Annotated in this window: 13 protein-coding genes; 4 read left to right on the forward strand and 9 right to left on the reverse strand. The window is 45.5% G+C overall.

Features of this window, described 5'->3' with window-relative positions:
• The 4 genes from QUB64_RS15025 to QUB64_RS15040 form a co-directional block, all read right to left on the reverse strand.
• A partial coding sequence (locus QUB64_RS15025) for an FG-GAP-like repeat-containing protein (protein WP_333394115.1) occupies positions 1 to 1,529 on the reverse strand: 1,529 nt, incomplete at its 3' end.
• A 442-nt stretch (positions 1,530 to 1,971) separates the two neighbouring features.
• Positions 1,972 to 3,081 (reverse strand): class I SAM-dependent methyltransferase, encoded by a 1,110-nt coding sequence (locus QUB64_RS15030; RefSeq protein WP_333271066.1) that lies wholly within the window; start codon positions 3,079 to 3,081, stop codon positions 1,972 to 1,974.
• A gap of 267 nt (positions 3,082 to 3,348) precedes the next feature.
• A complete protein-coding gene (gene purN, locus QUB64_RS15035; RefSeq protein ID WP_333271063.1) occupies positions 3,349 to 4,011 on the reverse strand; it encodes a phosphoribosylglycinamide formyltransferase in 663 nt (220 codons plus the stop codon).
• 18 nt (positions 4,012 to 4,029) lie between these two features.
• Positions 4,030 to 4,614 carry a GNAT family N-acetyltransferase gene (locus QUB64_RS15040; protein WP_333271060.1) on the reverse strand — a complete coding sequence of 195 codons (585 nt, stop codon included), beginning with the start codon at positions 4,612 to 4,614 and terminating at the stop codon, positions 4,030 to 4,032.
• Between the two features lie 59 nt (positions 4,615 to 4,673).
• On the opposite strand from QUB64_RS15040, the gene QUB64_RS15045 reads away from it, so the two are divergent.
• Positions 4,674 to 5,564, forward strand: a complete 891-nt coding sequence (locus QUB64_RS15045) for a carbohydrate ABC transporter permease (protein WP_333271058.1) — start codon at positions 4,674 to 4,676, stop codon at positions 5,562 to 5,564.
• A 263-nt stretch (positions 5,565 to 5,827) separates the two neighbouring features.
• Here the strand turns inward: QUB64_RS15045 and QUB64_RS15050 are convergent, their stop codons facing one another.
• Positions 5,828 to 6,418 carry a DJ-1/PfpI family protein gene (locus QUB64_RS15050; RefSeq protein WP_333271055.1) on the reverse strand — a complete coding sequence of 197 codons (591 nt, stop codon included), beginning with the start codon at positions 6,416 to 6,418 and terminating at the stop codon, positions 5,828 to 5,830.
• A gap of 78 nt (positions 6,419 to 6,496) precedes the next feature.
• Here QUB64_RS15050 and QUB64_RS15055 point away from each other — a divergent pair, with 78 nt between their 5' ends.
• A complete protein-coding gene (locus tag QUB64_RS15055) occupies positions 6,497 to 6,865 on the forward strand; it encodes a hypothetical protein (protein ID WP_333271053.1) in 369 nt (122 codons plus the stop codon).
• 422 nt (positions 6,866 to 7,287) lie between these two features.
• Here QUB64_RS15055 and psaX read toward each other — a convergent pair whose 3' ends face one another.
• Together psaX and lipA are read right to left on the reverse strand one after the other, a co-directional pair.
• Entirely contained in the window at positions 7,288 to 7,434 is a 147-nt protein-coding gene (psaX, locus tag QUB64_RS15060; RefSeq protein WP_333271051.1) for a photosystem I protein PsaX, read from the reverse strand.
• Positions 7,435 to 7,558: 124 nt separating this feature from the next.
• Entirely contained in the window at positions 7,559 to 8,518 is a 960-nt protein-coding gene (gene lipA, locus QUB64_RS15065) for a lipoyl synthase (protein WP_333271049.1), read from the reverse strand.
• A 591-nt stretch (positions 8,519 to 9,109) separates the two neighbouring features.
• Here lipA and QUB64_RS15070 point away from each other — a divergent pair.
• On the forward strand, positions 9,110 to 9,664 hold the full coding sequence (locus QUB64_RS15070) for a response regulator (protein ID WP_333271047.1): 555 nt from the start codon (positions 9,110 to 9,112) through the stop codon (positions 9,662 to 9,664).
• 303 nt (positions 9,665 to 9,967) lie between these two features.
• Complete coding sequence (locus QUB64_RS15075; RefSeq protein ID WP_333271044.1) at positions 9,968 to 11,059, forward strand: bifunctional heptose 7-phosphate kinase/heptose 1-phosphate adenyltransferase; 1,092 nt, start codon at positions 9,968 to 9,970, stop codon at positions 11,057 to 11,059.
• Between the two features lie 82 nt (positions 11,060 to 11,141).
• Here the strand turns inward: QUB64_RS15075 and QUB64_RS15080 are convergent, their stop codons facing one another.
• The gene (locus QUB64_RS15080) at positions 11,142 to 12,128 is read right to left on the reverse strand and encodes a pentapeptide repeat-containing protein (RefSeq protein ID WP_333271042.1); all 987 of its coding nucleotides are present in this window, start codon (positions 12,126 to 12,128) and stop codon (positions 11,142 to 11,144) included.
• A 207-nt stretch (positions 12,129 to 12,335) separates the two neighbouring features.
• A complete protein-coding gene (locus QUB64_RS15085; protein WP_442921663.1) occupies positions 12,336 to 14,117 on the reverse strand; it encodes a CapA family protein in 1,782 nt (593 codons plus the stop codon).
• Positions 14,118 to 14,293 lie beyond the last annotated feature (176 nt).

The raw sequence follows: 14,293 nt of genomic DNA on the forward strand, positions 1-14,293 counted from the left end.
GTTGGAGTTAGTGTCGATGTTGGAGTTGGAGTTAGTGTCGATGTTGGAGTTGGAGTTAGTGTCGATGTTGGAGTTGGAGTTAGTGTCGATGTTGGAGTTGGTGTTGGTGTTGGCGCAGTCTCCTTATCGTTGATCGTCAATATTGCTTGATTTGTTAGACCTGCACTCCCATCAGTAATGATGCCAAAGTTGAACACCGCTGTTTCGGCGTTCTCTGGGATATTATCATCTTTGATCGTGACAGCAACATTCTGAGTCAGGGTGTTAGTACCTGCACGAAATCTGAGAGTGCCAGGTAAAAAAGTGTAGTCTGAATTTTGGGTGGCTGTGCTGCTGGGGTTAATTGCGATCGGCACTATCAAATCTTTGACGGGACTGCTGCTGATTGTCACCGGAATATTCACAACTGTATTCGCATTTCCTTCTCTGCCAGTGTAGGTAGCAGCACCGAAATTCACTACAGGCGTATTGTTGCTGAGCGTATTGCTGTTAAGAAAAACCGAGACGTTGTTAGAGAAGAAGTTTGCCGTAACTAAGTCTGTCTTGCCGTCACCATTAAAGTCCCCAACAGCAAAATAGGACTCGTTTGCAATGGTGAAGTTGGTGGCCTCACCAAAACTGCCCGTACTATTTCCCAACAAAATGGAGATATTACCATCACCATAATCGTCGAGAGCCACAGCTAAGTCTGACTTGTTATCGCTGTTAAAGTCCCCAACAACAGCGAAACCTTCGATCCCTATATTAAAGTTAGTAGGAGCCCCAAAGCTGCCTGTCCCTGTTCCCAACAGGATCGATATGTTGTCAGAGCCGCTGTCTATTCCAACTAAATCTGGCTGGTTATCCCCATTAAAGTCCCCTGTCGCGATCATAGACGAAGATCCCCCTACCTTAAATTTAGTAGGAGTCCCAAAGCTGCCTGTCCCTTTTCCCAACAGGATCGATATGTTGTCAGAATAGTCTGTGAAAGCTAAGTCAAGCTTGCCGTCAGCATTAAAGTCTTCCACGACGACAGACTGCGGATTTGTCCCCACATTAAATTTAGTAGGAGTCCCAAAGCTGCCTGTACCCTTGCCCAACATGATCGATACATCGCTGGAAGAGCGGATGATCGTAACTAAATCTAGCTTACCGTCGCCGTTAAAGTCACCAACATCAATAGAAATATCATAGTAAGGATATGCCCCCGTATCAAAGCTCGTGGGAGTGCCAAAGCTACCTTTGCCATTTCCGAACAGGATGGCTGCTTGGCCTAAATTTGCGCTGTCCCTCATTAGAGAAGCTATGTCGAGGTTGCCGTCGTTGTTAAAGTCCCCTAATGCCAGATTATTTATGGGCTCAAACCCGATGTTAAAGTTGGTGGGAGTGCCAAAGCTGCCTGTGCCTGTCCCCAACAGAATGGAGATGTTGTTAGTTCCTTGATTGCCTGTGGCGAGATCTGGCTTACCGTCTTTGTTAAAGTCTCCTACAACAATGCAATTGGGTTCTGTGCCGGCAGGGAAGCTGGTTGAGGTACTGAAAATAGACATAATTAATTTACCTATTATTAATTGTAATTGATATAATTAAACTAATTACGTATAAAGTCAATTCATAAAAGTCATAACTTAAAGTCATAAAAGTCATATTTGTAAAAATATGTATAGTTCGACTTTGATTAATTTTTTCGTGGGCAGAGTCTGTGAGGATGACAAAGAGGTCTAGTTCGTAAGCTGAATAAGGGTTACATCCCGTAACCGCAATCTAAACAGGGTTGAATGGAAGTGCGATCGACCATAAGTGCGATCGAACCTATCATAAATAAACTTGTGCAATTCTCAATTAGCAACCAAACAATCTAATTGTCTTTGCATTTGGGCGGTAACTAAATCCAAACAAGCATCGACATAATCGCGAAAGTATTACGGTTCGTAAAAGTGCGTTATTTTCTCAATCATCAAAAAGCTACAATCTAACTCACCCTAATACTTTCTACAAGCGTTTAACCAGTATCCACCGCAACTCCAACGGCGGTGTTTCTTGCACGGGAAACAAATCGCGGCCGCTCGCCCAACTCACAAACCAAGGAGTCGGCGGCCACGCAGCATCAGGCAAATGTTTTTGTTCGTATTCAATCACCGATTCATCAGCAATAATTTCTAACGGTAAACCCTCGATTGCTGCTTCCAATTCTTGTCTGGTAATTAAATAAGACCAACACAATTCTGACATTTGTTTGGCCATCTCATCCGGTTCGTAGCCACCGACAGCTAAGAAAGTGCTGAATAGTATAAAGCCGCCACTTAACACAGCATCGGACATTTTGCCGAGGAACAAGCGGATTTGTTCGGGATAGCGGAAGTGCGAGAGAACTTCGGTAGCAATCGCTAATTTGTACCGATAAGTTTTCATCCTCAATAATGGATCTAAAACGTCGCCTTGGGTGACATGAATCGGCAAGTTTTCGGCGGTGGCTGCTGCTGATAGTTTTTCGGCAAATATGGGCGTTAGCTCGATCGCATCCACGGAATGTCCTAACCTAGCTAAAGGTAGACTATTGCGCCCTGGGCCCGCACCCACATCTAAAATAGCTGCTTTACCCGGTTCGCCTAATTCGGCGACAATAGCCATAACTTTAGCATCAGGATGACTGCCAAATAAAGGTTCCGGGCGAATATCCGGCCAGCTATGATATTTCTGGGCCATCGATTCGACTTGAATCTTGGTATTCATAGTAATCCCCCCGGCTAAACCAGTTTGAGGATTGGCGGGAAAGTATGAGACGATGAGATTAGCGTGGGGAGAATTTTTGAATCCTTCTGTTAAGGCGTTAGCGATTAATGTTCGCAAGTTTTCGGTTTGGGCAGCGTCGAGGTTTTGTCCGAGAACTTTTAAGAAGTCTGAGAGTAATTTTAGATAGTCGTCTAGCATCGAAGGCAAACAAGGTAGATAAAAGTCTCCCTTGATGCCGATGTTCTTTTTGAGTCTTTCTTTGAGAATTAATTTCAGGCGATTAGCATCAGTCAGCAGCGGGCCAGTTTCGGGTGAGTCGCTGACGGGCAATTCTGGGGAAGATGCGGCACTGGTAGGGTTTTTAGTCACAATGTTTTCGATGATAACCGCGCAAGTTGCGGGAAAGTGCGATCGACATTACGGACAATCATAACCTCGGTGGTTGCTCTCGGTGGCGAAATTTGGTATAATTGTCTGCTGCAAAGATTCAGACATTAGAACTATTGCAAAAGTCAAATTTACCCCCCGCAAGTCCCCCCTCCCGCGGGGGGAAACAAGAAAAGAATAATCTTACCCCCTCCCCTGATTCAAGGGGAGGGTTGGGGTGAGGTGCTTTGTATTTTTGCAAGAGATCTATTAAACAGAAGGTCGATCGGCAATAAGTGCGATCGCGCCTAACATAATTTTATGCTCTTGCACCTGAATCCGGGCGTGCAGCGTTTCTGGCGTATCGTCAGGGAATACCGGAACCGCAGCCTGCATTAAAATCGGCCCGCTGTCTACTTCCAAATGGGCGATATGCACCGTACATCCTGTTATTTTCACCTTGGCGGCGAGTGCTTGCTCGACGGCGCGAATTCCTGGGAAACTCGGCAGCAAACTGGGGTGAATGTTAATAACTTTGTCGGCAAAAGCATCGAGCAAGACTTTGGTGACAATGCGCATCCAACCTGCCATGACTACCCATTCTATATCATATTCATGGAAAGTTTTAACAATTTTTGTATCTAATTCTTCGCGGCTTTTGCAATCGCGGTGATTGAGCAAAATCGAGGGAATGCCGTATTTTTCCGCTCTGGCGACAGCTTTGGCTTCGGGATTGTTGTAAATTAATACTGGGATTTTAGCGTTGAGTTGTCCCTTTTGGATGGCTTCGGCAATTACCTCGAAGTTGCTGCCGCTACCAGAGGCTAAAACTCCTAGTTTTAACGGTGGAATGTTGCGGGCGATCGCACTTTTGCCAATCTCAGGGGAAATCAGGCTAGCGCTAGAATTAACAGATACTGGATTAACCGTCATAAATGCTATCAAAAATATTCAATCAGATTCTACAACAATATCATCAAAAAACTCTTCCCTCAGAATCGAATAAATTTTCAGATCCCAATATCTGCCTTTGACAAATAGCTGCTCTCGCAAAATCCCTTCCAACTGCATCCCCACTTTTTCCATCACCCTCGCCGAAGCAATATTGTTAACTTCACATCGACCCATAATACGATTTAGCAACATCTCCCGAAAGCCAAATTCAATAATTGCATTGACAGCCTCACTCATGTATCCTTCTCTCCAATATCTCCGAGAAAGTGCATAGCCAATTTCGGCGCGGCTGTGAGTCATGCTCCATTCCACAAATCCGCAAGTCCCGATCAACTTTTTCTCGGCTTTGTGGACGATTCCCCAATCTACAAGCTCTCGTCTTTTGTACATTTTTGTTAGAGACTTGAGAAAGTATTTAGTGTCTTCGATCGAGGTGTGGGTTGACCACATTGTGTATTCTGAGACTTCCGGGTTGGAAGCATACTCAAACATATCGCTGGCATCGTTTAAAGTGATTTTTCGGAGCAGGAGCCTTTCAGTTTCTATACTGGGTAAATTTGCTAATATATCGAGAAGATTCATTTTGACATTGACCTATATTGTGATACCATTTAAAACTAAAAGCTAAAATTTACAAGCCAATGGTGCCGATGAAATCTGGGCGTTTTAACTGGTTGGACAATGAGTCGATCGCAGCTTGGACATTTCTCGCCCCGGCTTTGCTGTTTCTGGGTACTTTTTTGATTGGGCCGATCGCCTATTTATTCTACCTCAGCTTTACCAGAGGCAGCTTTACCCAAGCGGGAGTGCGTTTGATTGGCTTGAACAACTACTCGCGCCTGCTGACAAACCCGGATTTTTGGCAAGTTCTCCAAAACACGATCTATTTTACTACCGCTACAGTCATTCCCAGTCTAGTAATTCCCTTGGGTTTAGCAGTTTTGCTAAATCGCTCGTTTGCTTGGCGGGGAGCTCTCCGCACTGCTTATTTTATCCCTTCGATTACCTCTCTAGTGGCTGTTGGCTTGGGTTGGCGGTGGTTGTTTCAAACGGATGGCCCGGTGAACGATATGCTCAGGGCGATCGGCTTAAATCCAATTCCTTGGCTCAGCAGCACAGTTTGGGCAATGCCAGTCATAATTCTGCTCAGTGTTTGGAAACAACTAGGCTTTAATATGGTAGTATTTTTAGCAGGATTGCAAGCAATTCCGATAAATCGTTACGAAGCAGCAGAATTGGATGGAGCTAATGGTTGGCAGCAATTTTGGCACATCACTTTACCAGGTTTGCGGCCGACTTTAGTATTTGCTACCATCACTACAGCTATTTTTACTCTACGCAGTTTCGAGCAAGTTTATGTCATCACCGGCGGTGGCCCTTTGAACTCTACTAATTTGCTAGTTTATTATATTTACGAGCAAGCTTTTTCCCAATTCGATTTTGGCTATGCAGCCGCTGCGGCAACTTTCTTGATGGCGATAGCTTTGATATTAGTTTATGTTCAGCTTCGAGTTTGGGGCGAAGATTCTTAATTAACTAGGGACACAGCTATTAGTGTCAAGTTAAGACTAAAATCCCTCACAAATCTCGCTTCTAGCTTAGTCTAGATCCCCCTAAATCCCCCTTAAAAAGGGGGACTTTGAAGCTCTTGTCCCCCCCTTCTTAAGGGGGGTTAGGGGGGATCTGGCCTCGGCGGTAAACAGCAGTCTCTGAATACGGCTGAACTTAAGTTGACACGAATGGGCATTACCGTGTCCGTGCAAATAAAATGTGCAATTAACTCGATTCCCAATTATCAATTCCCAATTTTATATTCCATATGCGCTGCTGTTTGTTCGGCTTGCGCTGTGCCCAAAAGCTTGCCGACGACATACAAAGACATATCAATTCCCGCAGAAATCCCCCCAGATGTGATGATTTTACCGTTATCCACAAATCGCTGATTTTCAACAACAGTTGTATTGGGAGCTAATTCTCTCAACAAATCCAATGCCCGATGGTGTGTAGTTGCAGTCAATCCTTCCAACAATCCAGCTTTTGCCAACAGCAGCGAACCCGTACAGACAGAAAGCACTAATTCGGCTGTTTGCGAACAATCTTCGATCCAATTAATAATTGCTGAATTATCGATTAACTTTCTCGTGCCTAGTCCTCCCGGTACAATTAAAATATCGGGTGGCGGACAATCGGAAATCGTGAAGTCGGGATTCACGCTCAAACCGTTGCGGGCGCTGACAGCATCGGGATGTTCGGCTACGGTGGAGACTGCAAAAGGTGGTGAATCCTTATTTAATTCTGATGTCACCGAAAACACTTCAAATGGCCCGGCAAAGTCCAGTACCTCGACATCATCGAACATGAAAATAGCTACGTTCCTAGTTGGCATAAGACACACTTCTGATAGATGTCAAAAATAGCGGCGATTTGTTACAGTATAAATGGTATGATTTAAATCATTAAAGCTATGCCGAAAAATATTCGCCATCGCGACGCCAGAAAAATCGGTTTTTTGTGTCTTGTTTGCGCGTTAGCAATTACTATTTCGCCAATTTTTACGCCTGCTCAATTGACCAGTCAATTAGAGTTTCGGATTACTCAATTAGAAAGTCAAATTGCTGAACTCCGGGGACAAATCTACAGTTTGCAGTCTCAAGGTTCTGGAGTTAATCGGCCTGTGTCTCCGAACCGCCCGAGTTCAAGCCGGACAAATCCTAGAATGATTTCGGGAGACCCGATGTTTGACAATTTAGCAACTTTGGCAATTGAAACTAAGCAAGATGTGCTCAAAATTCAAGAGCGGTTGTCTAAGCTAGAAGCGTCGAGAAATCGGTAGGGAAGTCATTAGTCATTAGTCATTGGGCATGGGGCATGGGGCATGGGGCATGGGGCATGGGGCATCTTGCCCGCTCGCGAAGTCGAAGGGTGGGCATGGGGCATTAGTCATTAGTTATTAGTCATTTTAGACTGAGCGAAGTCGAAGGCTAGTCATTAGTCATCAGTCATCAGTCAACGCTTCTCTTTCGCAAGCTGTCAACTGTCAACTGTCAACTGTCAACTGTCAAAAGGAAGAGGGAAAACGGAAGAAGGAAGAGAGACGAGGGAAATAGTAACAAAGAAAAGGGAAGTAGTAAGAAGGAAAAAGTCTCTCCCCACTCTCCCACTCTCCCACTCTCCCACTCTCCCACTCTCCCTCTCTCCCTCTCTCCGACTTTGAGGTTCCCAAAAGCAGGGTCTGCTCAAAGTCAACTTGCAGGACTATTCAATGATATGGAAATAATAGGCTGCAACCAGCAAATTGATACCTAACAGCAATAAAAACCAGGCTGCGCGAAAGGTGTAAGGGAATTTGCCCGTTTTCATCACGGAGTCGGATTTTAATTGGTTCTTTGCTATCTCTGCCATAATTCAAGCTCCTAATTCACAAGTCACTGTATTCACAAATAGCAGAGAGCGTCGCACGTGACACAATCTCAGAGTGTTATTTTTTGTAACTAGGAGTTTATACCGAGTTGAAATTAGATTGATTTCAATGGCTCTCTCCGGCGTGGTAGGAACTGCGGACGAGAGGCCCCGATCGCACGCGCTCAAACCCCATCTCGCGGGCGATCGACCCGAAACGGTCAAATTCTGCGGGTGTCCAGTATTTGCGCACTGGGAGGTGTTCTAGAGATGGTCTCATGTATTGACCGAGGGTGAGCCGATCGCACTTGGCATCCCGCAAATCGGCCATCGCTTCAATTATCTCGGCTTCCGTTTCCCCGTGTCCCAACATCAAACCGGATTTGGTGGGAATAGTTGGGTCAAATTCCTTGACAAGGCGCAAAACGTCGATCGAGCGATCGTACTTAGCCCCCCTGCGCACGGGCCTTTGCAAGCGGCGCACCGTCTCAATATTGTGGTTGTAACAAGCCGGTTTTGCCTCCACCACCGTCCGAATCCGCTGCCGCTGCAACTGCTCCTCTGGGGCGGGCACGGGGGCACCGCCCCTACTGGCGATGCCTCCCCAAAAATCTGGAGTCAGTACCTCAACTTCAGTATCGGGGTTTAAGTGCCGGATTTGGGCGATCGTCAACGCAAACCAACCCGCGCCCCCATCGGGCAAATCGTCCCTCGCCACCGAAGTCAGCACCGCATAGCGCAAACCCAACAACTGCACCGCCTGGGCTACCTTTTGCGGTTCCTCGGGATCGAGGGGCATCGGAGAATGACCTTTATCTACTTGACAAAAAGCACAAGCACGGGTACAAGTCGGCCCCATCAACAAAAAAGTCGCCGTTTTTTGGGCGTAGCACTCGCCCCGGTTGGGACATCTGCCTTCCTCGCAAATCGTATGAATTTGCCGCTGTTTGATAATTTTCTGCACTGCGGAAAGTTCGCTAGCTTTGCCAATGGGCCGTCGCAGCCAATCCGGCATCGCCTCGATTTCGCTCCGCATTTGAGTGGCAGTTGCTTTGACAGTAGGAGTTTGAGGAGTTTGGGGCGACATAAAACCTGCATGGCGATCGAGTTAATATATGCGATCGTATCCGAAATCAAAGTCCCTCAACTTGTAGGAGTCTCACCCCAAATCAGAATTCGGATCAATTGCAGCCAAACTAAACTCGTTCAGAATTCTAGGTAGAATTCTCTTAGGGATATACTGAAGGTTGCAAATCACAAGACCACACCAGAAGCGGCAAACTCAGAGACTTGTGTCCTGAGAGCAAAGCAGCTTGGGGGACTTTTGTCCTCGTGGTCTGTGATCTATAATCTAGAGGCAAGTAAGTAAATCTGTCTGCGTAACGAACTATCCTAGTACGGAGAAATTCCGGCCACTTAGTAAACGCATTGGGGCGTTAAACAAAAAGAGCAAGTAACAGCAGGATGGGGAGCGTACCGAACTGGTGAAAGTGATAGACCCAGAAAGCATTTGAAAAGGATAACGTAAGAGCGATTGCAGCATCGAAAGATAGTTGTTTTGAGCCAAAGCGAGGCACCTTGACAATGCCTTTGAAATTGGTTTCTGATCTATTCAAAAAATCTCAGTGGCTCTCAATGGCCCTGAGATCCTCAACACTCATTACTGAAGGAGTCAGTCGTGGCTGGTCAAAAAATCTTGGTAATCGATGACAGTAAAGTCATCCGCGTTCGAGTCCGAGAGATGTTACCTCAAGGTAACTTTGAAGTTCTAGAAGCAAAAGACGGCGAAGAAGGACTCAAACTGATCCGTCAAGCCCGACCGAATCTAATTATGTTAGATTTTCTACTGCCCAAAGTCAGCGGTTGGGAAGTGTATCAAAAAGTGCAAGCTCATCCCGAGCTTTCTAAGATACCTTTGGTGATCATGTCTGGCCGCGAAGAAGAGGTGATGGAGAAAATTCCGAAACCCTTCGAGAAGCATTTCTTTGCATTCATCGCTAAACCCTTTGAGAAAAAGCAGCTAACCGAGGCGATCAAATCGGCGATGGTACTGGCCAAAAAGAAACCTGTGCCAGAAGCCCCAGCCGCCGCCGCTGCTGCACCGAGTTCTGGAGCGGGCGCCGCCGAAATTCAGGCGATGACTCAGCAAATGGCGAAAATGCAAGCGGAAATTGATGCACTCAAAAAACAAATGACTCAGGTGATTACCATCATCAAGCAGAAATTGAAATAATTCTGCTGTCTTTTCCAGGCACTTATTTAGAAGGCACTTATGTAGAAGGAAACTTCCACACCGTCCAACTTTCTCGCTTTGTCTCAATGGGTGCCCTTGTATCCGCAAATATTGGCAAAATTGGTTGAGCGAGTGCTATCGCCAACAGCCTGCAACGGGTTTCTCCAAATCCCAGCGAGCCAATGAATTAACACTCAAAAATCAAACCAGGGAGGAAATCTATTATTAATCTTTATTAAGATTTTTTAATTGCCGCTCGTGCCACTCTCAACTATCAACTCCTCAGTCTCATTTTTTTGGTTAATGACTAACGACTATTCCGATTTTTTGCCTCAACTGCGTGCCTCAACAGAGCAATTATTGAAAAGATTAGACTGCTTCGATCGAGCGCAGGTATTAGCGATCGGAGATTTGACCTTGGACGAGTTTCTTACCGGACAAGTAGAGCGAATTTCCCGCGAAGCACCTGTGTTGATTTTGCGCTACGAGAATACTCGGCAATTACCCGGAGGTGGCGCAAATGCTGTCTACAATTTGGCCAAACTGGGAGGCAAAGTAAAAGTTGCTGGTTTGGTGGGAAAAGACGACCAGGGAAAGGCTTTGTGCGGTATTTTTGAGGCGGCCCGAATTGATACGGCTGGGATTTTAATCGATTCGCAGCGTCCAACCGTCACAAAAACTCGCATTTCCGGGCACGCGCGGCAGTCGGTGACTCAGCAAATTGTCCGAGTCGATCGCAAATCTGACGAGTTGCCGGATTTAGACTTGCAGTTGCAATTAGCAGACTACATCCGGCAGCAAATCCCGACAGTCGATGCTGTTGTTTGTTCTGACTACGGCGACGGAGTTTTGACTCGTTTGGCGATCGAATCGGCAGTGGTTCCCGGCAAAACAATTGTAGACGCTCAAACAAATTTGCAGCGATATTCTGGAGCGATGCTGTTTACTCCGAACTTACCGGAAGCCGAGCAAGCAGTCGGATATGCTATCAAAAATCCTGAAACTTTAATGCAAGCAGGACGCGATTTGTTGAACTTAACTCAAGCTCAAAAAATCCTGATTACTCGCGGGGAAGAAGGGATGAGTTTGTTTGAAAGAGTGAACGGTGAAGTTATTAAAAATTCACCACCTCCAACCTCGACTTGCGAACAGGGAGAATTTGCGATTCAAAGCTGGGACATTCCCCCTTTTAACAAGACTGATGTCTTCGACGTAACTGGTGCTGGAGATACAGTCGTAGCAGCAATGACTTTAGCTTTATGCGTCGGTGCATCCGGTTGGGAAGCGGCGGTTTTGGGCAATTTGGCGGCTAGTATTGTCGTGCGTCAATTCGGTACGGCGACGACGACTGCGGAGGAAATGAAAGAAGCTTTGAAAACGATGGTTTATGAGTAGTTAATCAATAATAGATAATCGATTTGAGATCGTCGATTATCTATTAACTCCACAGGCGGTTTTACAACTGTAATCTGGTAGATCATTTATCGCAGCCTTCTTCAGTTTTTGTCCCATCTGGCATTGTCACGCGACATAATTTATTTTTACGCATTTGGGCACCACTAATATCAGCACCCATTAAGTTAGCTCCACTCATATTGATATCTACCAACCGAGCTGATTTCAAGATAGCATTTGTTAAATTAGCATCAACCAGTTTTGACTTCACCAGATCCGCATTACTGAGGTTAGCGTTGCTTAAATTAGCTCTTTGCAAGTTTGCCTCCCTCAGAGAAGCATTCATCAGATTTGCTCCCATTAATTGAGCCATCACCAAATTAGCATCGCTCAAATTAGCGTCAGTTAACTTGGCATTATTCAAATTAGCTCTATAGAAAATAGCATGATACAAATTAGTATCGCTGAGATTAGCATCGCTCAAATTAGCGCTGCTGACGTTAGAAAAGAAAGTGTAGATTTTCCTCCCACTCTCAGCAGTATCAGGGCTTAAATCAGCATGATTGAGGTCGGCACCTGCGAGATTCGCACCTTGAAGCCATACTCCCTTAAGATTAGCATTACTCAAGTTAGCTTTTTTGAGGTTAGCATAACCAAGTTTAGTTCGATTTGTTTTATTGCACTCCAAAATAGCTCCAGATAAATTGGCATTCTCGAAGTTAGCGCCAGTCATATCGTTGCCTTTGAGATTAGTATTAGTCAAGTCAGAACCGCTAAAGTTAATCCCGTTCATATTCGAGTCTCCTAAGTCGGCTGATTTGACGTTAGCGCCGCTAAGGTTAGCGTCTACGAGATAAGCTTTGTACAAATATACACCTTCTAAATTAGCTCCTTCCAAATTTGCTCCCTTCAGACTCGCGCCCTTTAATTGAGCATTACTTAAATCACAACCTTTGCATTGTTTGGTTTGTAACAATTGCTTGACGTGTTCGGGGTTAGCAGCGCGAGCCTGAGTCGCAAAAGCTATGGAAATCAGAATCAGAGCGGTAGATGCTGACAGCCGTTTCATAAATTTATAGCCACAATGGAGTTGTTATCCTTATAGAGTAACTCCCAGTTAAATATAGTAAAGTTAAGATTAGTAGATCTATCTCATCAATAAAATCTGCAAGGAAACTTATTTAAGATAAAAAACAGTCAAATATTGTGTGGTGCGGATCCATCAGATTGTCTATCTTCTTTACAGATTTTTGATGGATCCGCACCCTACTCACGATTACTTACTCTTCTTCAAAATTTGTCCCTTGTCATCAATCGTCAAACCAGTATTAGGAAAATCGCTCTTTGTCAAACGACGAATCAACCCCACAGTCCTAAAATCTTCATCCACTGAGGGAATACCTTGGCTGCTAAGTTCGATGGGGATAATCTTACCAGAAACAAAATCCCCTTTTGGAGTCATTTTTACATCCAAAATTAGAGATTGACCGAGTTCTCCTGCTGTGGACAAAGTGCGATAACCCATAAAATTTCCCAGGGAATACGCGATCAATTTCCCTTTGTAAAGTTCCACAGCTCTGGTAACGTGCGGGCCGTGTCCCAAAATCAAATCTGCTCCCGCATCAATCATCGTCCGCGAAAATAAAACCATATTTCCCCGGTTTTCTCCGTAAAAGAACTCGTTTTTATTTCTGACATTCTGAGCTCCGGTTCCTTCAGCTCCCGCATGAACTGAGATTACTACAATATCAGCCTTTTGTTTCGCTTTTTTGACAACTTCTGCCCCCGCTTGCAGTTCTAGCAAGGAATTGTGAACTTCGCCGTAGTTGCTGAAACCGATAAAGGCAAAATTCACGCCCTTGACATTTTGATAAACAATTTGATCTCTTTTACCAACAGACTTCATGCCGTTGCTATCGATGTTTTTAATTGTGTCCTTAAATCCCTGCTCGTTAAAATCGTAAGAGTGATTGTTGGCAATATTCAAAATATCAAAACCAACATCTTTGAAAATTTTGGCATAACTCGGAGGCGTCCGAAAGGCAAACAGCATTCCTCCGCCGCCTCCTTTGGAGCTGTAAGGATAATCGGTCATCGTGCTTTCAAAATTGCCAAACAGAATATCGGCTCCTTGGAGGTACGGTTTTACCGACTCAAATAAACGCTCCTTATTTTCCGGCAGTTTGTTGTAGGGGAAATTGGTGCCGGGGATCATGTCGCCAACTGCTTTGATGCTGACAGTTGCGGGGGAATTGGCAGGTTTTATTACAGCCTGGGATGGCGATTTTGGAGCGGGTTTGGCTGCGGGTGCTGGAGAGGAGGTCGATCGCACTTTTTGTACCGCAGGCTTTGATGTTAGAGGGTTAATTGTAGCGGTGGTTGAGGGTTTGTAAAGTTGAGAACCCAAAACCAAGCCGGATATCGGCACGAGAATCAGACTCAGGGTACCGATTGACAGCCAAGATTTTTGAGTTTTAGTGCCGGCTCGATCTGGCTGCGGTGATGGCTTTTTCTGGCGTTGGTTTGTGGGTTTTCGAGTTGGGATTTTACGGGGTTTGGGCGGGGATTTTTCTGGTGTTTCAGTGGGCGCAGTTGTGAAATTTGGAGTTTTTTCTAGCTTTGGTAAAGCTACAGGAATTGGGGCAGTGGGTATGGCGGCAGCCGCAGGAATTGGGGCAGCGGCTACACTCACGGGTTCGGGTACACTCACAGGTGCGGGTACACTCACGGGTGCAGGTACACTTACGGGTGCGTTCGTCAAGCGTTTTTTTAATTCTACTGTCTGAGTCCAAGCGGGCAATTGTTGACCGCCCCGCCGCCCGTAAACTGTTACGGCGTAAACGTTATTTGGTTCCAGCCGCTGCAACCCTTTGACTGCGACTCGGAGACAGGCTTCTTCTGCGGGTAATTGTTCTGCTTCCAGCAGCAGGTGCAGGGTGTCATTTTCCAGGCTGGCTTTAGCTGTGACGCCGAAGCTTTGGAGTGCTTGGCCGATCAGAAATGCGATCGCCCTGGCATCGCCTTCTTTTGCTAAATTTAAGATATCTTGTTGGCTCACAAATGCTTCTACTCTCACACGAAAAATTTAGCTCGATCTTATATCAGATTTGGCGAAACAGGATTAAATGCCGATCGATTTAACTTAAGTAGGTAGGTACAAATAAACATACTGAAAACATTCGGTTTAGCAGCCCGAAATACACTCAAAAACCAGGTTTCTCGTTGCCACGGCAA

Source organism: Microcoleus sp. Aus8_D2, from assembly GCF_036702665.1.
Taxonomy (GTDB): domain Bacteria; phylum Cyanobacteriota; class Cyanobacteriia; order Cyanobacteriales; family Microcoleaceae; genus Microcoleus.